Raw genomic sequence first — 21,462 nt, 5'->3', positions numbered from 1 at the left:
AAGTATTTTTTCTCTTGTCTATAAATGTCTTATAACTCTTGCTGGATTACCTGCCGCTATACAATTTGCTGGTATTTTACCAATAACCACGCTGCCAGCACCTATAACTGTATTTTCACCAATCTTCGCACCTTTTAGAATTAAACAATTACATCCAATAAATACATTATCACCGATTTCAATCGGTTGGACTTCCATGCGTTCATTTGGCGTATTCCTTCTCACCTCTGGGTCAGTAGGATGAAAATCATTATCAATAATTTTAGTATTACCACCAATTAGGGTGTTATTACCAATTTTGATACTTCTACGAGCATAAATGGTAGCTCCAGAAATCCCCACATTGTTTCCAATACAGATTTCAGCATCTATTGATCGTGTCACTATAATGGTTCTTTGATACAAGCCCACCAGGTTAGATAAAAAAGAGGAATTAATAGTAACATCATTACCGATAAACAACTTATTACCAGACCTACTAAAAATGACTGGTACTCCTCTTAATTTCAAGTTTTTCCCGTAGTTAACCTTATTGATCCGCAGGAAAATTTTAAACCAATTACTTTTCAACTGTATTAACTCCTTTTCTTTTCAAAATCCTTTTTAATATAGAAATAAAATATTTAAATTCATTTGTATTTCTATATATAATAGTAATCATGGCATTAACAAATATAAAACCAAACACAATATCTACTACAATATCTACATATTTATTAACAATTACTATTATATTACAGAGTTCAAACAGAACTCCTCCGATAAAAAGAGTTACAAATAAATATGATGCAAATTTCAAAAAATAAGATTTTGTTCTTTGGTGAAATTTATATCTATAAATCACATGTGGTTCATACCATATATTTGTTAAAACATTGCTTGTTAATGTGCCTAGCAACACTCCAAATATTCCCATATGTAAATATTTTAAGTAGAATAAAGAAAAAGCTAAATTCAATACAGCCTCAGCAACACATTTCCATTTAATATTCCAAAAAAGACCGTATGTATCAATGAACACTAGCGATACATCCCTAATAAATCTCATATAAAGATTTAAACAAATAATGAAAACTACGCTCGTTTTTAATAAGTATGATTTCCCAAGCCATAAATTAATAAATGGATTTATGTTCACAAAAAGCATTATACTACAAAAACTAATCATCCAGAAATTAACAAAAAAGATATTTTGATATATTTCATGAGATTTTTCTTTCTCTTCGATAGTTACTAAATTTCCTACACTCCCTGTTATCGATTCAAATATTTTTGTAAAGATTTGACGTATTAAGTTTATGAATAGGGTATAATTTGAGTAAACTCCTAAGAGCATAGTGCTGACAAAACCTGAAATTAATAAACTATCAGTAGAGGTAACAATAGCTGAACTAACCTTACTTAAAAACATTGCTGCAACATTTTTTTTGATTTCTCTTTTTGTTTCACTATCAACTTTTTCATCTTTATATTTTTTTAAAAACCTGTACTTTCTATCAACATAAATTGACATAAAGATGTTATTTAATAACACACACACTACTTGTATTATTAAATAAGTAATGAAATCTTTAAATACTATTAATACACAAATTTGAACAACATTCTGTATAATAGCAGTTAAAATTTGCGTTATGGATAAGATATGAGAATTTTGAGTCACGATAAGTATACTTTTTTTATATACAAAAAAATAACTAAATGTCGTATTAAATAGATATAATAAATAAATTAAACTAAGTTCCGGAATATCAGGCATATCTGAAATAAAATAAGATAAAAATGGAGTTATACACAACCCTATTCCTGTCACAAATAATCCAATGAATGTGTATATTTTTCCATACAGCCTCATCAATGCACTTACCTTTCTCTCATCACTTTCAGCTATAGGCTTGTACATTGAATAGATAATAGCCGTTCCTATACCTAATTCCGCAAGTGATAGGAGAGAAAGAATGTCACTAAAAAGTCCGTTTAGCCCTAAATACGTTTTACCCAGTTGGTTAATAAATACTGTTCTAGTTATAAAAGTTAGAACGCTAGCTGCGCCTTGAGAAATTAATGCAGATGCTGTATTTCTTATTACGTTATATGTTCTTGACTTCACTTTAAAGTCTCCCTACTAAAATTCTTCGTGGTCTCCTTCTTCAATATTTCTAATGAATTGTAATTGAAAATAAATCTCAAAAACTCATCTGGTTTTATTTTAGAGAGGAAGTGTTTAAAATACCATTATCTTCAAAACATTTGTGGTGTAGTAAAATTCATCTTTGCTCCATAATTAGATGATTTAACTTTATAATCTACGTTTTATAACATTCCACATAGATTCACAATATATTTTTTTGTCAAATTGATTTGCTCTGATAGATGCTTCCTCAGAATAAAGTTTAAACTTATTCTCATCTCTGATTAACATTTCCATCCTAGCTGTTAAATTACTTATAAACTCTTCATTTCTTTCAATTACAAAACCACAATTATGATCTATCAATTCCACCATACCGCCTGAATTGCTAATTAAAACTGGCATACCCATGCTCATATATTCAATAACCGAGAGTGATAAAGCTTCCTCATACAAAGTAGTTGGCATTACACCTATATCGCATACTGAATAATAGTCAGCAATTTCGTTATAGTTAACATAACCAGTAAACATAATCCTCATTTTTGAAGAACCAACCATTTTTTCTAAATCTTTCAGATACTTATCTTTTATGGTTGTTCCATACGTCTTACTTCCAATTATTAGTAGGACAGTGTTTAATTTTTCATCTACTTTACTAAATGCTTTTACTAATTCTAATACACCTTTTTCCTTGACGAGTCTTCCTGAAAATAAAACGACTTTGGTATTGTCATCAATCTTTAACTGACTTCTTATTATACTTCTAGCCCTAGTATTCTTTTGAAATTTTGATGTATCAATTCCATTATAAACAACCTCAGTCTTAATATTGTTACCAATACTCAATACTTGTTTTTGAATGTATTTGCTAATACATATTATTTCATCAAAAGCATTGGTATATAATTCAGCATTACGTATCTGACTATTTAGATAATCATTATGCAAATGAAGTAACTTGTAAGTATTTTCTAAATAACCTCTTAACAAGTAGGCGTATTTATGAGTATTTTCAAAGATTACTATATCGTACTTGTTAGAAGTTAGTATTTTTTTGATTCCGTTTAGATAAACATATTCGATAAAACTTGAAAACCTTCCTGATAAATAACGTATTTGTTTATCGCGTAGTTGAACAAGTAAATTAGGGATATTAATATAATGCACTTTACAGTTTAAATATCTGTCAGATATTTTTTTTGCTTCACTATCAAATATGCTAGTGATTTCAATATTGTAATTTTTATTCATCTCGTTACTTTCAACAAGAAAATTTAGTAGGTTTTGAACTGCTCCTCCATTAACTGGAGGAAAAGGTAGTGTCGGAGAGGGGACAAATAATACTTTCCTCATGATTCACGTGCTCCTTGTAGTAGCCTTAATTTTTTATAATGATTTCTATTCACAGTTATAAAAATTCAAATATTAGTTTCCTTAAAGTCCTTATAACTTACATTAAATTTTTCAAATACTTTTTTTATATAAAAATCATTATCGGAATGAAGCACATTATTTTTCGATAATGAAATTTTTTCTGCGTTAATAATTCCCACTACGTATTTTGATTTTGTTGATGGTATAGCCACTACAGATTTGTTATTCAATGTTCCCATCACTTTTAACCAAATATCATCTGCGTTTAAGCACAACTCGCGTATCAATTTGATGTCAAATGCTCTCTGATCCAAACATCCTGGAGGGTATAACACTCCTCCTACACCTGTAGCAAATAATAGTTTAGTAGGTATATTAAAATAATTTGATTCATATTCCCACTCATTATACGACTTTAGATTCATCTTCTCATCGAAAACCATCTTATGAGCTCTTGTACAAGAAATCGCATTAGGAAATCTTTTGTATGAATTCATAAGGTCTTTTATCAAATTTTTGCGATACAATCCATCATCGTCAACTGTGATAACAATTGCCTTCGGATTTTCTTCCATCGCAAAATAGTATTTTTTGTGAGGCTTGATATTCTCACACCACCTAATTTCAAAATCCGTTTGAAGCAGCGAAGTTAAACTTTTAGGTAATTTGTCAACATCCGGAAAATCCTCTTTAGATAACCATAAAATGATATTATCAGGCCTATAAGACTGTAATAACAAACTTTTGACAACATAATGCACTTTATCAATTCTACTAGGAATACTAGTAAAAGACACTATTACATTGTTTTGAAGGTTTTTTTTGTATAAAAACTCTTTATTTTTAAAATGAAACAAAATTGGGTATAATAAATTTATCCATACTTTTATAAATTTACTTAATGGTGAATATATAAATCTTGTAGATAATTTTCTTAGTTTGAACTTTCTATTATTCATTGTATGTACCCACCTACATTCTTCTTGTTTTTTTACTTACAGTAGTATAAGCACTAAAGATCCATAACAGAGTAGAAACACCTATTCCTGTTATTGTTTGCGTTGTTAAAAAAGCAGTATTGATTAAGTATGTAACAAACCCTGTCATGGTAAATAAATATATTTTATTTTCCGTACTTTTATACATCCCTAATAAATACTTAATTGGATTATAAACTATAAAATATAAATAAAAACCAATTCCAAAAACCCCTAATTTTTCAGCAAATGTTAAAAAAGCATTATCAATAGTATTTGAATAACCAAGAAGTTCACCATATCCATTATAATAAGGGAACAAGCTACCTAATCCAGCCCCCAATGGCTTTTCTAAAAATAACTTCAAATTTTGCTCGTATATATTTATTCGAACCATTCCTGAATCATCTTGACTATAGATATTAGTACTAGATAGTCTAGTAGCGATATCTGAGCCACCATATAAAATAAAGTAGATACCAATACTCATAACAAAAATAAGCATCATCGCTATGAAAAGATTTTTAAAACTCACCCTATGATTTTTAGTGAATACAGCTTGAAAAGAGATTATTAAGGTTCCAATGAGCGCTAAGATTAACAACGCCCTAGATTGCGATAATATGATTGATAAAACTGTTACGACAATAAAGTATATTGTGATAAATTTATTGTTTTTTCTATTAGTATAAGTATTTTTTAGTATACCGTACCAGAATATAAATATTATATTAGATAAATAACTCCCTCCAAACCTGTTACCAGCGTAGGTTGTAAGTCCCCAGAAGGACCAATTTGAAGTTAAGTACATGATGATGTTAATAGTGCTACATGCCAATACCCCATAGAAGAAATAATCTAATAAATCTAGAAGAGTAAATTGTATACGTCTAAACAAGGAGGAAAAAGATATAAATACTAATAAAGGTAGTATAAATAAATTTAGATCTCTTAAAATATACGTTCTAGAATGACCTATAAAAATTCCGTAGAATGAATGCATTGTTATCACTAAAACCATTCCTGCTACGAAAAAATATACTTTATACACTTTATCTATTCTTTTTTTTCTTAAAATTATTAAGGATAAAATAATAACGTATGCTATATGAAATATATTAACATCCGTATTGAATAATTTAATATAATCTAGTATTTTATTGCTCGGGTACAATGGTAAAGCAATCATCATAAACCCTGTAAGCATTATCCAATATGCCATAGCACCGTGTTCTCTTTTATATTTTTTCAGAATCACTCTATTATCCTGCCCTTCTTATGTATCTAAAATTTCAGAATAGAGTTTTTTATGCAAATTGATATTAATTTCTTGGCTGAAGTTTTCTAAGTATCGTTCATGAAACATATTTTTTTCCTCTTCTAAATTTGCAGTTTGTAATTCTAAAAATTTTGCTTTAAAGTCTTCTAAGTCTTGATACTTATAATTTTCATATGCAATTACTTCTGCAAGACCATCTATGTTTGTCCCATATACAATAACTTTTCTAGACATAGCCTCTATAGCAGTTCTACCGAATGACTCTCTTCTTGACGTTAAAATAAATATATCTGCACCGTAATATAATCTACTTAAATCTTCTAATGATAAGTCAATAAACCCCTTCACATTATCTACACCAGCGATTTCCTCAATTTCAGAAATAAGTGCTTTACATTCCTTAATAACCCCTTCAGTCTTATCGCTTCCAATTACTACAATAAACTGATAATCATATTCTTTACTAATGAACGAAATTATTTTTTTAGCTAGTTCCCAATTCTTATCATGAGCATACCTGCCGTTTAACATCACAACTTTCTTTGTTAAGCCATACTGCTTTCTCACCGTTTCTTTGAAACTTTCATCATAATAATCAAATAATGGTCCAGCAGTATTAGGGATAACAGTAACTTTATCTTGTTTAGCAAGATAGTTGTTTATATAAAGCGTTTTATTAATATTAGTGGTAGTAATAACTTTATCAAAATTTTTCGCTAATCTTTTCAGTATGAATTGATTTATACGACTATATTGATCCGCTACCCCTCTCTCTGTATATACTAAAGGACAATTGAGCAGACCCAGTGTCTTCAAAAGTTCGACGGCACTCATACTCGATACCATATGTGTATGAATGACATCCGGACGTATTTTCTTAATCAGTCTATAAATTTCATTTAATATTTTAAAGCTCTTAAAAATATTTTCATTCACAAGTAAACTATCTAATTCTTCTAAGAATAATATTTTATATCTTTTATTATACTCATATTTAGGCCCTGGCATAATTATGTAAAATTCATAATCATTACTTAATCCATCCATGATTATTTCCATAGACTTTTGTGCCCCACCTGGAACATTAAAACTAAAATCGCTTAAAAAAAGGATTTTTTTCATATTCAACTCCAAACTTCCTGCTTAATCTTAAAGAATTTAAATATCTCATTAAAGATCACAGGAAAAATGTCTAAAAATACACTCTAATTTAACTAGGGATAATTTATATAATGATTAACATAACATTATTTACCTTCATATAAAAAGTTCTTTAAATTGAAAGCAGCTATAGAAAAGAGTTTGATACGTGAGAATGTAATTGATTTAAACTTTTATATACTTTCATCAGATTCCTACCGTGAATTACTACAATTTTTAAATATCTGATGGAGGTCAGAAAGATATCTTTTTTCAACAAACTCCTGCAATATTTTATTTCTATTATTATTCATTATATTTTTTTCACAAGAAATTTTTTTATACAAACTTGATATATCTCTTTGTTCCGTATTCGTGACCACGATTCCATTCACTTCATCTTGTACAATATCTGGAATACCCGCGTGATCTGTAGTCATAATCACCATGCCATTTCCCATTGCTTCCAAAATAGAAATTGGTTGTCCCTCTTTTGGATAACGTGTTAACAACGTAAATATATTACATTGTTTCAAAAGCTGTTTCTTCTGCTGACCTTCAACTATACCATGATAAGTAATAAATTCACTTAGTTCATTTTCTTTGATATATTCCTTAAAGTAATTCTTCTCACTTTCAGAGAAAAATTCACCCGCAAAATTAAAGTGTAACCTCTTCTTTTCTCCAATTTCCACACGTTCTTTTTCTAATTTTGCCAATTTCAGAACTTCTCTATATCCCTTACTCTTAATAAAATTACTAAGATATAAGACATTAAGCACATTTTTATGTTTAATTGTTGCTACTTTTTCTTGAAATTCAGCATTAGTCATTAAAAATTCATCATCTACACAATTGGGAACAACATGAATTTTTTCGTCCGCAATCATTTCTTTAAAAATACCTCTTAGCGATTCACTCAAAACAATTGCCCCATTCAACTTCTTAATTGCTTTATAATTCGCCTTACGTTGCCAACTACTCATATCATTATCTACAAGCTGACGATAATAACCTCCATGTAAATGAATTAAACAACTTTTCTTCTGAAACTCCAATAGCTTAAAGATTATTAAATCCCGTAAATTCCCTCCCTTAGTTTGGCTAAGTGTGAAATAAAACAAATCTGAATTATTTCTAAAAATTTTAATTAAGTTTTTCAAAAATTTTTTATTATCAGCAATATCAACTTTTTCAAATTGAAATTCATCTGCCAGAGCTGAATTATATAAAGTAGCAACAGCTTTCGAAAGCCCATGCATTGGAGGTGGAAACTGTGCTATAAAACATATTTTATTCTTCAATAAATTTCTACCCCTTAACAAGAATTAATCTCTGTAATATATTTCTTTATACTTACATCTTTAGTCAGTTTTTCGACAAGATATGTTCGACCCGCCATGCCCATCTGTGTACCTTTAATGGAATCCATTCTAATGAACTTATTAATGTTTTCTTCTATGGCTTCATAGTCACTAGGTTCACAAACAAGACCACACCCAGTTTCTTCTATAATAAGACGAGCCTCTGCTCCATGTTCCAGTACACCTAAAACTGGTTTACCAGCAGCCATAATACCGTATATCTTACTAGGAACAGACACACCTTTAATTCCAGCTGCTGAAATACACATCTGGACATCGCAAGCATTTAAACTATATACAAGATCTGACTTGTCCTGATAGGGAATAAATATTACATTATCTAGTTCATTCTTTTCTTTATAAAACACTAATTTATCTCTTACAGAACCCTCTCCGACAAAAACAAAAACCACTCTTTTTCCATCTATTGTTTCTGTTCCAGAAGGGAATCTCTTGATTACACGTATGAGATTTTCTAAGTCATAATAAAGCCCTAAGTTACCAGAGTACATGATGACATATTTATCTTCTAAACCGTACTTTCTTTTAAATTCAACAACACGTTCTTCTTCTGCCTTTAACGGATAAATTTCTTTCTCATCAATCCAATTATTAATAAAAGTTTGATTAAGTACTTTTCTCTCTTTGAACCTACCTTTTAATGTTTCAAGCATATCTCGACCAACAACAATTACCTTATTGGCTTGTTTACAACTAAATTTATCAAACCACATCATAACCTTTAAAATTAGCTTATTTTTGCTATAACCAACAGCCATTGTTTGTTCTGGATTGAAGTCTTGAATATTATAAATATATTTAGCTCGCTTCATCCACTTTCCCCAAACACCGAGTAGACCCCCAAGAATAGGCGGTTGAGAAATAGAATACACATAGTCCATCTTTCCAACTTTGAAAGTAGCAATCATTGCTCCAATAAAATAGGAAAGAATGTTCTTAACTCTGCTTAACTTGTTGCTTTTAGAAAACTCTGGAACTCGAATACGAACAACCTTTACACCGTTAATTTCTTCTTTGTAAAACATGTTCTTTTTATATTCAGCAGCAACTTTCCCTGTATAGGATGGAACTACACAGACTATCGTTATATCAAATTCATCAATCATTCCTTCTGCTAACTCTCTTAGAATTTGACCAGTCGAAGCTACATCAGGAATGTAATAATGTGCGTAAATTAATAATTTTTTCTTATCAGTTTTCACCTTTTCGATCATAGAATATCTCTTTCCTATCTGCTCGAGGCTATACTTACTTACCTTAGCAAAGAAACCTCTTTACTAACCTCTGTATTATATTATTTATAAACTACCTTTGATTTCTCAAGCCTTTTATCACTATATTCCAAAACGTCAAAAAGAGCGCTTCTCTCCTATTTTTATATAATGAGTACATTAAAATAGAAAGAAGCTAGCTCCTTTTAACAGCCATATATTGAATGTAATTAGTTATTAATTCCAACTAAAAAATTAATCAAACATCACCTTAATCTTTTCTTCACTTTCTACCTTCTTCATATCCGCTTCTACCATAATACGAACTAGCTCTTCAAATGAAGTCTTAGTTGGATTCCACTTTAATAACGTCTTCGCTTTAGTCGGATCACCTAATAATTGATCTACTTCTGCAGGACGGAAGAATTTAGGATCGATTTCTACAATAACTTCACCAGTTGCTTTGTTTGTGCCTTTTTCTTCTAACCCTTCACCGCTCCACTCAATTTCAATGCCCGTGTGTTTGAATGCAAGCTGTACAAATTCACGTACTGAGTGCATTTCACCTGTTGCAATAACGAAATCTTCCGGCTTGTCATGCTGAAGAATTAACCACATGCATTCTACATAGTCTTTTGCGTAACCCCAGTCGCGTAGAGAGTCTAAGTTTCCTAGCGTTAATTTTTGTTGTTTACCTTGTGCGATACGTGAAGCAGCAAGCGTAATTTTACGCGTTACGAACGTTTCTCCTCGGCGCTCTGATTCATGGTTAAATAAAATACCATTTACTGTAAACATATTATAAGACTCACGGTAATTCTTTGTAATCCAGAATCCGTAAATTTTCGCTACGCCATATGGAGAACGTGGATAGAAAGGCGTTGTTTCTTTTTGCGGCACTTCTTGAACTTTACCGTACAGCTCAGATGTAGAAGCTTGGTACACACGCGTTTTATCTGTAAGCCCTAAAATACGTACAGCTTCAAGAATATTTAACGTGCCTTTTGCATCAACATCTAATGTGTATCCTGGCATATCAAAAGACACACGTACATGTGATTGTGCAGCTAAGTTGTAAATTTCGTCTGGCTGAATGTCACCAATAATACGCGTTACGTTTAGTGCATCCGTTACGTCACCGTAGTGAAGGTGGAAGTTTGAATTATTTAATAATGCGCTTGCTGCTTCTTCTGTTAAAAGATCTTCTAGACGCTCTTGGTTATAAGAAGAGCTGCGACGGATTAACCCGTGCACTTCATAGCCTTTTTCAAGTAAAAATTCTGCTAAGTATGATCCGTCTTGTCCGGTTACACCTGTGATTAAAGCTGTTTTCATCGTATCCTCCATATATATCAACTGTAATTTTAGTATTTAATTTAATTAAAGTCTTTACTTATTTTGCTGCAGCAAGTTCGTTATTTAAGAACCATTGATACGCTTTTTGAAGACCGTCTTCTAAAGCTGTTTCTGCTTTCCACCCAAGACCGTTCAGCTTCGTTACGTCTACTAATTTACGAGGGGTTCCGTCTGGTTTTGACGTATCAAACTGAATATCTCCTTCATAACCAACAACTGCTTTTACTTTTTCGCCAAGCTCTTTAATCGTAATATCTTCTCCTACACCGATATTTACAATTTCGTTACCTTCGTATGTATTCATTAAGAACACACATGCATCTGCTAGGTCATCTGAATATAGAAACTCACGTTTTGGTGTGCCTGTTCCCCACATTTCAACAAACGGCGCATTACTTTCTTTCGCTTCATGGAACTTACGAAGCAGTGCAGGAAGAACGTGTGATGTATGAAGATCAAAGTTATCGTTTGGACCGTAAAGGTTAGTCGGCATTGCTGAGATGTATTTTGTGCCGTACTGGCGGTTGTACGATTCACACATTTTGATTCCCGCAATTTTCGCAATTGCATACGGTTCATTTGTTGGTTCAAGCGCACCTGTTAATAAGTATTCTTCTTTTAATGGCTGAGGCGCTAATTTTGGATAAATACATGTACTTCCTAAAAACAATAGTTTTTCTACATCATTGCGATATGCTGCATCAATAATATTTGATTGAATCAATAAGTTATCGTGAATAAATTCGGCTGGATATTCATTGTTTGCCACAATACCGCCTACTTTAGCGGCTGCTAAGAAAACAAATTCCGGCTTTTCTTCAGCAAAAAATGCGTCTACTTGCGGCTTATCTCGTAAATCTAGCTCAGCACTTGTGCGATATACTAGATTGCTATAGCCTTTTTCTTGTAGTTTTCGTACAATAGCTGACCCGACCAGACCTCTGTGACCAGCTACATAAATTTTTGAATTTTTGTTCATTTTATGACACCAGCTTTCTTTGGGTTAATAAGCATTTTTGGAGCCAAACAGCATAAAAATAGTTCGGCATATAATTTTAATATCAGCCGTTAGGGAGCGTGTTGTTATGTATGTTAAATCTAATTCGACCATTTCTTCAAACCCTACATTACTTCTTCCGCTTACTTGCCATAGTCCTGTACAGCCAGGAGTGACAAGCAACCTTTGCATTTGATATTCTGTATATTCGTTTACTTCTCTTACAAGCGGCGGCCGTGGACCTACTAGACTCATATCGCCTTTTAAGACGTTGATTAACTGAGGCAGTTCATCAATACTTGTTTTTCGGATGAATCTCCCTATCTTCGTAATACGCGGATCGTTTTTCATTTTAAACATCGCGCCAGTAGCTTCATTTTGTTCAAGCAGTTCAGCTAATTTTGCTTCGGCATCTGAAACCATGGAACGAAATTTATACATATTAAATTCTTCACCATTTTTCCCCACTCTTTTTTGAGAGAAGAAAATTGAACCTTTAGGGTCTTCCAGTTTTATTAAAAGACCAATAATAAGAAAAACAACAAACAAAACAAGTAAACCAACGAGTGCTCCTGCTATATCTATACATCTCTTAGCCAAAAGGTATCCGGCTTGATTATTAGGCTGAACTTTCTTTTGTACAACCTGTGTTTGTTGAATAGAAGTTTCCGTTTTAGGTTCAGCAACTGATGGCAACGCAACTCACTCCTTCTATTCTACTCTATTTCTACCGGTTTCTTTGTTTCTTTTTTTAATAAATCTTCCATAATTGTTAATAAACTATCACGTAAATCATCATGTTGAAGAGCAAATTCGATAGTTGTCTGAATAAATCCTAGCTTTTCTCCTACATCATAGCGCTTGCCTTCGAAATCGTAAGCAAATACACGCTGAATTTCGTTCAGCTTTTGAATAGCATCGGTTAATTGAATTTCACCGCCTGCTCCGACTTCTTGTTCTTCTAAAAATTTAAAGATTTCAGGGGTGAAGACGTAGCGCCCCATGATTGCTAGATTCGAAGGAGCTGTACCCGCGGCTGGTTTTTCTACAAATGTATTCACTTGGTGACGGCGGCCGTCGTTTGAAATCGGATCTACGATGCCATAGCGATGCGTTTGATTGTCAGGAACCGTTTGCACGCCAATTACCGAAGAAAGAGTTCGTTCATATTCGTTCATCAACTGGCGAAGACAAGGAGTTTCTGCTTGGACAATATCATCGCCTAACAACACGGCAAATGGCTCATCGCCGATAAAGTTACGCGCACACCATACGGCGTGACCTAATCCTTTCGGTTCTTTTTGACGAATGTAGTGAATATCTACGTTTGAAGATTGACGCACTTTTTCTAAAATATCAAACTTTTCTTTCTCGACTAAATTATTTTCAAGTTCTGGAGCATAATCAAAATGATCTTCAATCGCGCGTTTTCCTTTTCCAGTTACGATGATGATGTCTTCAATACCTGATTGAACCGCTTCTTCGACGATATATTGAATAGTTGGTTTATCAACGATTGGAAGCATTTCTTTTGGCATCGCTTTCGTTGCTGGTAAAAAACGCGTGCCGAGTCCAGCAGCTGGAATAATAGCTTTTTTAATTTTTTTCACCGTCATTCACTCCTTGTTTCTTCCTATTTATATATATTTTTTGTAAGCACTTACGAACACGCTGCAGCAACAGCGCATTCGTAAGTGCTTATAAATTAATTGGGGCATTTAACCCCACCTCACACCACACTCCTGACAACAAACGTGTCTAAGGTAATTTCCTACCCACAGTGCAGCCGAGTGCCTCCTTTGATAGTGGCTGAGGAGACATCACCATACATATTGTGCTTTATATGACTATTTTTAAATATTCATCCTTTATTAGAGAAAAATTAAAAACTTGTCTTTAAGTTCAACAAGTTTTCTAAGGGCTGGACACATGATCTAAGAAGATTTTTATAGTTCATTCATCTTATCTATTCTCAATTATTTCTATAAGTTTTTATAGATAGTCATTAGACCTATAACTTATGACGCAATCGTAAAATTAATGTTATCACAAAAATAGGAAAAGAGGGACAACATTTTTTGTCGAAATTTGCGATATAACAACTTTTTTGAATGAAATGATAATATTTTCACTTAAAAAGACCTTTTCATGTCGTTAAATGCTGATAGTCTCATATTTTTCTAAATTTAGTAACGTGTTAGAACTTCTGTCATACGCAGCGAAAATAATAGATATTTCTATATGAAAATATTTTAATGTATTATGCAAAGAGAAGGACGTTTAAGGATATTTCTTGCATTTTCACTGCCTTTCTCTTACGATATGAAGATAAATCTAAAAATAAAAGGAATTTTTTGTATGATACTAAAAAGAATTTGTGTTGTTGCGATGATACTTGCTATTTCTTATTTTTCCCATACGCCACATCTTCAAGTAACAGACCCGAACTCATGGAACAATGCTTCAGTTTGGAATCATAAAGCCACTCTGTGGTCCGTGTTACATCCTGGCAGTGAATTTTATACGTCTTATACATATGGATTTGATTTAGAGTTTATTTTACGTAAAATTGCTCATATCTCTTTCTTCGGCTTATTAGCCCTATTAATTTACTGGAATTTTAAAAAAAGTTCTTGGAGATATGTAAAAGCGTGGTTTTTACTCACTTGTTTTGCTTTTTTAGACGAACTGCATCAAGCTTTTATTATTGGACGTGACGGGCGAATTATCGATGTGGCTATCGATTCATTTGGTGGGGCACTGTTTTTATTTTTACTCTACAGATACAAAAAGATCTCTAGAAATTAGAGATCTTTTTTACATATATACTCATGATAGCTTTATTTGATGGCTTCTTTTCTTAAACCTTTGTTTCCCTCACAGAACTATATAGTAAAACAAACAATGATGTGGATAAACTACATTTATCGCGATAAATTTTTTTCCCTTTACAAAACACAAGAAGGCTGTTAACAGCCTTCTTTCATGTAGATCTCTATCTTATTTAGCACCTTAAATAGACTATATCCTACACCTGTCCCTAAAGTATTCAAGAGAACATCATCAATATCTGTCCATCGATTTGGCATAAATAATTGTGCTATTTCAATGGACACTGACAACAACATTCCGACGAGTAAACTTTTTGATAAATTATCTATTTTTTTAAATCTCATGGGTAAGAAGAAACCAAACGGTAAAAACAAAATAATATTTCCTATATTATTTAAAATAAAGTCACTAAATGAATGATGAAATAATAAATCCCTCATTGTGTAGAATGGCACAAGATTGATGCCACCTTTTCCTTCACCAATGCCTAACGAACTTTCTGGGAACATGGTTAACCTAATAATAAATACAATAGAAGCTAAAAATAAAACATTAATCGAATTACTCTTTGACATTAAAGGCATCTCCTAGAATTTTCAGTAGGTAGACATTCTACTCTAAAATCCTCTATCTAAAAAATAAGTTTTTTTCAAAGAAACAAAATGAATCAATTAACAAGAAACAGGACCTGTATTTCATTCCTCTTTTTTATCATAGCTATAATCATAGAATTTATTTACTTTAATTTTTTATAGAAATGAGATTTTCATCATTCAAAGACATACTTTAAGTTTTAGAAATTTCAACCTCTATTTTATGTTGATTATGCTTATAACTTATAAAATAACAATCTAGAAACAAAACATTTCCTCTATTCTTTTTTTACATATTTCTCGTACTTCTCCATATCCGTACTAATAATCTGGGCCGGCACTCCAGCTACAACACAGTTGCTTGGAATATCTTTTGTCACGACTGCATTAGCTCCCACTACAACATTATCTCCAATCGTTCCTCCAATACAAATTGCCCCGGGAGCAATGTATACATTGTCTCCAATAATTGGCTGCTTGCCGCGCGAGCCTACCGTTACATTTTGTGAGATGGTGCAGTTTATTCCGATTTTCGCTGATTTTTGAATAACAACTCCAATGCCGCCGTAGCCTAGCTTTGTTCCTTCACCTATTTCTGCTGTGTATGGAATATAGGAGTTGAATTTATGACGAATAAAGTCTTTTACATATTCCGCTCCTTTTGTTAACCCATTTTCGTAAAATGTTCTGGATAACTTGTAAAGATCCATTGCAAGGAAACGATGTAAGTTATTTGTCAGTATATTTGTTTCACTTACTTTTAAGGTATAGCTCTCAGTTTGATAGTCGTCTAGTTCAAGACCTTCTAACGCAATTAACGTAACGTTTTGTTCTTTAATGTCTTCAAGACTTTCAACTGGAAGGTCAAAAAAAGTTCGGCCGCAGTATTGATTGGTGGGATCAATAAAACTTCTAATGTGGTTGTGCTTTTCCATCAATAGTTTAATAAAAGCTGCATTTCGATGGACACCTACGACGGAATAAATCTTTTGTTGGTAGACTGGGTAGTCTTTCGTTTCAAAGTCTTTGTAGCGAAAATCTTCGCTGTTTTTTATTGTTCGTTCTCCTTCAGCATTTCGGATAAAGACTTTCACTCTATATCTTCCTCGTTCATGTAAGTTAAACGTATGTGAATGATTTCTGGAATACGGTATCTTTTCAATGACTTCTTGATCTTTGATTAAATAATACGACACTTTTGTATGTTTGTGTTCTCCGTGACATGTTACTACAAGCTGATAAAAATTTTTAAGTTCAAGGGTTAACTTACTAGTCGATAGTTTCATTCGTAGCTCCTTTTATTTCTTGACCAAATGGAAACATTTTAGCTCAATACTCTTCTCTCTAACAATTGGTAAAATTCTTCATTTCTATTCTATCTCAATTTAGAAAAAATGAAGAGAAAAATTTGGTTTAACTCTTACTATTATGGATTAATCGTTTTCTCTTTACTTCAAATCAGGTCTTAAAGATTACATAAATTCCATAAAAATAATTCTTTTGTCACATTTTGTCGAGTGAATTAAATTGCGTCCACCCTCATATTACCATTAAAATATTAAAATGGTAAAATATTTTAATTAAAGGAGACTTTAGTATGAATAAACAAGTTTTAAGAACAATGATTGCAGTGATTTTCTTCTTCACATTTGCTACTTACAGTAACTTTTTACCTAGTGAAGCTTCGGCAGCAACTTCAAGTGTACGTTTAAGTTCCTTATCTTCGGACTCGGAGGAAGATTTTTATACTTCTTATTGGTACGATGATGAGAAATTTACTGATGTATATGGCAAAACAGTAAACGATGGGTTAGGTTTTTACGGTGATTCCCCCTATGCAACCTATAACGTTTCTGGAAAAGGATATTCTTCGTTTCAAGGAAAAGTCACTCTTGATTCCCGATATGTAAACGGTGATTACGGCAAATCTGTAGTTGGTTTTTATGTGGATGATCATTTACTATACGAAAAACCGCTCTCTAAGAATAGCGGTGTTGTAAACGTAAATGTAAAGTTACCTAAAAACATAAAACATTTTTCAATTGTCGTCAAAGAAAAAGGTGGAAGTAAAGGTCACCATTTCGTTGTTGTACAAGACGGCCAATTTATTAAAGGGGGTTCTTATTTAAGTGTCCCTTACTCTTCATATAGTTCTCTTGTAACTATAGGCAACTCTAGCTCTCAACGTTACTATAGTACAGATGAGTATCATGACCTAGAAGATATCAATGGCAATCTCATTACGAATGGATTTTCTTTGGATACTCCAGGTGACTACGGAGGGTTAAGTTATTCAACATTCTCTATTGAAGGTAACGACTATAATACGTTAGAAACGTCTATTTCACTTGATGCAAGATATGTAAATGGTGATTGGGGTAAGTCTGTGGTAGGTATTTATGCTGATGATTACCTTCTTTATGAAAAAGAATTTACGTCTAAAACACCGATTCAAAAAGTGAAAATATCTATTCCCAAAGGTACACATCACGTAACCCTTGTAACAAATCAGATTAAAGGTGCTAAAGGAACGCAAGCAGTGACATTCAGTCAGCCTGTGGTATCCAAAACAGGTTCTTCTTACACATCGGTCCCATATACAGCTTTGCCATCTACAATTGGTGCTAATGATAGTAGCAGAGCATGGGAAACTAGTTTATCAGAATTTGGGGGAATCATTCGATTCTCAAACGGAACGTTAGGGACTTCGGGATTAATTTTTGAAAGTGATTATTACGGTACTGCTTACACTACTTACAATCTTTCAGATGCTGGAGTCAACTACTTTAAAGCAAAACTATCATTAGATTCTGCATATCTTCAAGGCGACTATGGGTCATCCACCATTCAACTTTTAGCAGATAATCGAGTACTATATTCAAAAGCTCTAACAAAGTCAACGGGTGTTTTAAATGTAGGTGTACAAATCCCTTCAAAAGCGCAAGAATTTAAAATTTTGGTTAAGCAAAAACAAGGCGCAAAAGGCTATCATAACGTTGTGTTAGGAAACGCAGTATTCCAAAAGCTACCGGTATCAGCTAAACTATCCGCTTCTCGAGTATCTGTGGCTAACAACTACAACCAAAACGACGTTGTAACGGTGAAGTCATTAGCTAAAGGTGATGTAATTAAAGTGTATAACACTAAAGGTGCGCTATTAGCTACATCTAAACCTGTTACATCTAATTATGCTAAGATTTCTATTAAACAGCTTGGCACGGCAAAAGGAAATATCCATGTATCACGTACAACATCAGGTGTTTTAGAAAGTGATCCTGTCTCTGTGCCTTATGCAGCAGAACCTGTTCCATCTCCTTCTGTCGCTGCCAAACAAGTAACGATTGAAAATAACAAAAACAAAAACGATTTAATTACGGTTAAGTCATTAAGCAAGAATGATGTTATCAAAGTTTATAATTCAAAAGGAAGTCTGATTGCGACATCTAAACCTGTTGCATCTAACTACACTAAGATTTCTATTAAACAGCTTGGTACTGGAAAAGGAAATGTACTAATTTCTAGAATTAGCACAGGTAAAGTAGAAAGCGCTAAAACTTCTGTTGCTTATAAAGCAGAATAAAGAAAAGCCGGAACATGTGAAGTTTCACATGTTCCGGCTTTTTTATTAGCCTACCGTTAGAATACGATACGGGCTATATTTACCTTTTGGATTTTTAATAGTAATACTAATTTTTGTCTTGGCTGCCTGTGGTTTAATCGCTACATTAAAAGTTCCTTTACTATCTGCTACGCCTCTTCCAATTAGCGCCGATCCCTTTTTAATATAGACGATACTTTTAGCTTCTGTTGTACCTGTAACTGTCATCGCCATACTAAGAACACGATTTACATTAGGAGCAACTGGGCCAGAAGATACAACTGTTTTATAGGTATAAGGACTGTACCCTCCTTTTCCTTTTGCCGTTAAGCCAATTTTTGTATTCACTGCTTGCTTTGGAATGGTAACGCTAAATACACCTTTACTATTCACTGTACCTGTTCCAATTACATTTGCGCCTACTTTAACATATACAAGGCTTCCTGCTTCAGTCGTTCCTGTTACCGCTGTGGATTCGTCTGTCATATCATTAACGGCTGGTGCATTAGGTGCTTTGTATTTTGCCACTACTGTACTGTATGTGTACACACTATACCCAGCGCTGTTTTTTACCGTTACGCCAATTTTCGTTTCAGCAGGTTGAGATGCTATTCCAATACTATACGTTCCTTGCTTGGTTGCTACTCCTCTTCCCAACACGGTCGAGCCTTTTTTTACGTATACAATACTATTCGCTTCAGCTGTACCTGTTACATTTGTATCTTGGTCAGTCACCATGTGGACAACAGGAGCCGTTGGTTTTTGAACAGTTTTTGAAACCGTCATGTACGTATATCCACTATACCCAGCGCTATTTTTCACCGTTACGCCTAGTTTTGTAGTAGCAGGTTGAGATGCTATTTCAATACTATACGTTCCTTGCTTCGTTGCTACTCCTCTTCCTAGCACTGTTGAGCCTTTTTTTACATATACAATACTGTTTGCTTCAGCTGTTCCGCTTACTGATGTATCTTGATCATAAATTTTATTAATAGTTGGCGCTTCTGGTTTTGTTACTTTTTGCACGACTGTTTTGTACGTGTACGCACTGTATCCTACACTATCTTTAATGACTACGCCAATTTTCGTTTTAGCTGCTTGTGGCTGGATAGATACTGAATATGTACCTTGACTGGATACTGTACTACGGCCTAACAACGTCGATCCTTTTTTCACATACACGATACTTCCAGGCGCTGCTTTTCCTGTGACTTTCGTATCTTCTGATGTGATATCGGTTACTTCTGGGGCATTAGGCAATACTTTATATACTCTTGGGTAAGCTGTGTCATATCTACTTACTAAAAGAGTTGTAGGATAATAAAAGTCAAGAATCTCTTTATAATTTTTACCTTGAGTAGCCATTGCATCAGCACCAAATTGACTCATACCTATGCCGTGTCCAGATCCTTTTCCTTTAATAACGATGGACGTTCCATTATCATCAATGTCTGTCACGTATTTGCTGGCTATTCCTCCTTCAGTAATAAGGTAGTTAATCGTCCCTGCTGAACTTCCAATTAAATCCCACTGCTTTTCTTCAATATTTTCTTTTTTATCAAATTCATTTTTCACTATATATTTAACACTAATATCGCCTTTTGTTACACGCTTAGCTGAGTCGGGAGCGTAATATTTAATTTTTGAAATGCTTGTAATTTTAATATCTTTTCCTTTTAGTTCGTCAGCTAGCATCTTTGCTTTGATACGATTTGTCATTTCTGTATCCGCTTCTTTTGTCTTGCCCCACCATTCTTCAGGCTTTTTTAAATTTTTGTCTGATAAATCGATTTGTTTTTTGCGAACTGTCTTCGTCCATACCCTTTGCGGGTCATAAGGATCATCTTTTACTTGGGAATATGTATTAACTGGAGCTTTCCAGATATTTGTATTGGATTGAATAATTCCTCCGTTACTTGAAGAATATACAGAGTTTATAATACCCCCTTTATATGTTATAACTTGGCCAAACGTATCTTCCACAGCCTGTGAGATACGGTCATCCCAATAGTCACCACCGTATACTTGATAATCTGTCTTGTCATTAATTAATACTGTCTTTGGAAGGCTAATTACGTATGTTCTTGCTGCTATCGCTTGGGCTTTAAACGTATCTGTTTTGAAAGACCAATACAGTTCTTTTCCTACTACGCCTTTTATGTAATCTTCCATAGGAAGCGTATTAATAGGACGAACATACTTATTACCTTCATTTGTAAACTTCATATCTCCTAAATAAGACATGCTGTTAATAGTAAGTTTAGCGTCGTAAGTAGATGGGGTAACTTCAAAACTAGGAAACTCCCCTAACTTTTCCTCTCCTTGATATAATGCTACATTCGCACCGGCAATTTTCACTTCGTAATCTCTGTTTGCTTGCAGAGTCACATTTTCATCTTTTACACGGTATAATGCTGAAGGATGAATAGTAATGCTGCTTTTGTTGCCTAGATAATTTTCTAGTTTTACCGACACAAGAGGTTCTGTTCCTGCTGCTTCTGCTGTAGAGAACCAGGCTAGTGGAGTTAAAACGATAGCTAGTCCTAGTACAACTCTTAATATAAATTTCATTTTCTTTTCGCCTTA

17 protein-coding genes are annotated in these 21,462 nt (G+C 33.2%); 2 read left to right on the top strand and 15 right to left on the bottom strand.

Translation table 11 applies throughout. The features are described 5' to 3' along the window. Positions 1 to 18: 18 nt before the first annotated feature. From MMB69_RS19435 to galU, 12 genes are all read right to left on the bottom strand, one after another. The gene (locus MMB69_RS19435) at positions 19 to 570 is read right to left on the bottom strand and encodes an acyltransferase (protein WP_277448269.1); all 552 of its coding nucleotides are present in this window, start codon (positions 568 to 570) and stop codon (positions 19 to 21) included. Further along, the gene (locus MMB69_RS19430) at positions 560 to 2,110 is read right to left on the bottom strand and encodes a lipopolysaccharide biosynthesis protein (protein WP_277448268.1); all 1,551 of its coding nucleotides are present in this window, start codon (positions 2,108 to 2,110) and stop codon (positions 560 to 562) included. The genes MMB69_RS19435 and MMB69_RS19430 overlap by 11 nt, the downstream gene beginning before the upstream one ends. 189 nt (positions 2,111 to 2,299) lie before the next feature. After that, entirely contained in the window at positions 2,300 to 3,487 is a 1,188-nt protein-coding gene (locus MMB69_RS19425) for a glycosyltransferase family 4 protein (protein WP_277448267.1), read from the bottom strand. A 65-nt stretch (positions 3,488 to 3,552) separates the two neighbouring features. After that, positions 3,553 to 4,467 carry a hypothetical protein gene (locus MMB69_RS19420; protein WP_277448266.1) on the bottom strand — a complete coding sequence of 305 codons (915 nt, stop codon included), beginning with the start codon at positions 4,465 to 4,467 and terminating at the stop codon, positions 3,553 to 3,555. Positions 4,468 to 4,480: 13 nt separating this feature from the next. Next, entirely contained in the window at positions 4,481 to 5,743 is a 1,263-nt protein-coding gene (locus MMB69_RS19415) for an O-antigen ligase family protein (RefSeq protein ID WP_277448265.1), read from the bottom strand. A gap of 18 nt (positions 5,744 to 5,761) precedes the next feature. Further along, positions 5,762 to 6,886 (bottom strand): glycosyltransferase family 4 protein, encoded by a 1,125-nt coding sequence (locus MMB69_RS19410; protein ID WP_277448417.1) that lies wholly within the window; start codon positions 6,884 to 6,886, stop codon positions 5,762 to 5,764. Positions 6,887 to 7,119: 233 nt separating this feature from the next. Next, a complete protein-coding gene (locus tag MMB69_RS19405; protein WP_277448264.1) occupies positions 7,120 to 8,208 on the bottom strand; it encodes a glycosyltransferase family 4 protein in 1,089 nt (362 codons plus the stop codon). Between the two features lie 14 nt (positions 8,209 to 8,222). Further along, on the bottom strand, positions 8,223 to 9,503 hold the full coding sequence (locus tag MMB69_RS19400; protein ID WP_277448263.1) for a glycosyltransferase family 4 protein: 1,281 nt from the start codon (positions 9,501 to 9,503) through the stop codon (positions 8,223 to 8,225). A gap of 252 nt (positions 9,504 to 9,755) precedes the next feature. Further along, positions 9,756 to 10,835 (bottom strand): GDP-mannose 4,6-dehydratase, encoded by a 1,080-nt coding sequence (gene gmd / locus MMB69_RS19395; RefSeq protein WP_277448262.1) that lies wholly within the window; start codon positions 10,833 to 10,835, stop codon positions 9,756 to 9,758. A gap of 58 nt (positions 10,836 to 10,893) precedes the next feature. Continuing rightward, positions 10,894 to 11,835, bottom strand: coding sequence for a GDP-L-fucose synthase (gene fcl / locus MMB69_RS19390; protein ID WP_277448261.1), 942 nt, complete (start codon positions 11,833 to 11,835; stop codon positions 10,894 to 10,896). Positions 11,836 to 11,859: 24 nt separating this feature from the next. Then, on the bottom strand, positions 11,860 to 12,513 hold the full coding sequence (locus MMB69_RS19385; RefSeq protein ID WP_277448416.1) for a sugar transferase: 654 nt from the start codon (positions 12,511 to 12,513) through the stop codon (positions 11,860 to 11,862). A 56-nt stretch (positions 12,514 to 12,569) separates the two neighbouring features. Next, positions 12,570 to 13,463: a UTP--glucose-1-phosphate uridylyltransferase GalU gene (galU, locus tag MMB69_RS19380; RefSeq protein ID WP_277448260.1), complete on the bottom strand. Its 894-nt coding sequence runs from the start codon at positions 13,461 to 13,463 to the stop codon at positions 12,570 to 12,572. 748 nt (positions 13,464 to 14,211) lie between these two features. Here galU and MMB69_RS19375 point away from each other — a divergent pair. Continuing rightward, a complete protein-coding gene (locus tag MMB69_RS19375) occupies positions 14,212 to 14,661 on the top strand; it encodes a VanZ family protein (RefSeq protein WP_277448259.1) in 450 nt (149 codons plus the stop codon). A gap of 161 nt (positions 14,662 to 14,822) precedes the next feature. Here the strand turns inward: MMB69_RS19375 and MMB69_RS19370 are convergent, their stop codons facing one another. Continuing rightward, a complete protein-coding gene (locus tag MMB69_RS19370) occupies positions 14,823 to 15,260 on the bottom strand; it encodes a VanZ family protein (protein WP_277448258.1) in 438 nt (145 codons plus the stop codon). A 296-nt stretch (positions 15,261 to 15,556) separates the two neighbouring features. Beyond that, positions 15,557 to 16,564 carry a serine O-acetyltransferase gene (locus MMB69_RS19365; RefSeq protein ID WP_277448257.1) on the bottom strand — a complete coding sequence of 336 codons (1,008 nt, stop codon included), beginning with the start codon at positions 16,562 to 16,564 and terminating at the stop codon, positions 15,557 to 15,559. Between the two features lie 311 nt (positions 16,565 to 16,875). On the opposite strand from MMB69_RS19365, the gene MMB69_RS19360 reads away from it, so the two are divergent. Beyond that, positions 16,876 to 18,858, top strand: coding sequence for an NPCBM/NEW2 domain-containing protein (locus MMB69_RS19360; protein WP_277448255.1), 1,983 nt, complete (start codon positions 16,876 to 16,878; stop codon positions 18,856 to 18,858). A 45-nt stretch (positions 18,859 to 18,903) separates the two neighbouring features. Here the strand turns inward: MMB69_RS19360 and MMB69_RS19355 are convergent, their stop codons facing one another. Further along, entirely contained in the window at positions 18,904 to 21,447 is a 2,544-nt protein-coding gene (locus MMB69_RS19355; RefSeq protein WP_277448254.1) for an Ig-like domain-containing protein, read from the bottom strand. Between the last annotated feature and the right edge of the window lie 15 nt (positions 21,448 to 21,462).

Origin of the sequence: Priestia sp. P5, from assembly GCF_029522155.1 — a bacterium.
Lineage (GTDB): Bacteria > Bacillota > Bacilli > Bacillales > Bacillaceae_H > Priestia > Priestia megaterium_E.
Note: the sequence above shows the minus strand (reverse complement) of the source record. Positions and strands in the feature narration are given on the sequence as shown.

What these genes read in the sequence shown, in the direction of transcription:
- MMB69_RS19425 (WP_277448267.1), bottom strand. Translation starts at nt 3,487, where the DNA reads ATGAGGAAAGTATTATTTGTCCCCTCTCCGACACTACCTTTTCCTCCA.
- MMB69_RS19420 (WP_277448266.1), bottom strand. Translation starts at nt 4,467, where the DNA reads ATGAATAATAGAAAGTTCAAACTAAGAAAATTATCTACAAGATTTATA.
- MMB69_RS19410 (WP_277448417.1), bottom strand. Translation starts at nt 6,886, where the DNA reads ATGAAAAAAATCCTTTTTTTAAGCGATTTTAGTTTTAATGTTCCAGGT.
- MMB69_RS19400 (WP_277448263.1), bottom strand. Translation starts at nt 9,503, where the DNA reads ATGATCGAAAAGGTGAAAACTGATAAGAAAAAATTATTAATTTACGCA.
- gmd (WP_277448262.1), bottom strand. Translation starts at nt 10,835, where the DNA reads ATGAAAACAGCTTTAATCACAGGTGTAACCGGACAAGACGGATCATAC.
- fcl (WP_277448261.1), bottom strand. Translation starts at nt 11,835, where the DNA reads ATGAACAAAAATTCAAAAATTTATGTAGCTGGTCACAGAGGTCTGGTC.
- MMB69_RS19375 (WP_277448259.1), top strand. Translation starts at nt 14,212, where the DNA reads ATGATACTAAAAAGAATTTGTGTTGTTGCGATGATACTTGCTATTTCT.
- MMB69_RS19370 (WP_277448258.1), bottom strand. Translation starts at nt 15,260, where the DNA reads ATGTCAAAGAGTAATTCGATTAATGTTTTATTTTTAGCTTCTATTGTA.
- MMB69_RS19365 (WP_277448257.1), bottom strand. Translation starts at nt 16,564, where the DNA reads ATGAAACTATCGACTAGTAAGTTAACCCTTGAACTTAAAAATTTTTAT.
- MMB69_RS19360 (WP_277448255.1), top strand. Translation starts at nt 16,876, where the DNA reads ATGAATAAACAAGTTTTAAGAACAATGATTGCAGTGATTTTCTTCTTC.
- MMB69_RS19355 (WP_277448254.1), bottom strand. Translation starts at nt 21,447, where the DNA reads ATGAAATTTATATTAAGAGTTGTACTAGGACTAGCTATCGTTTTAACT.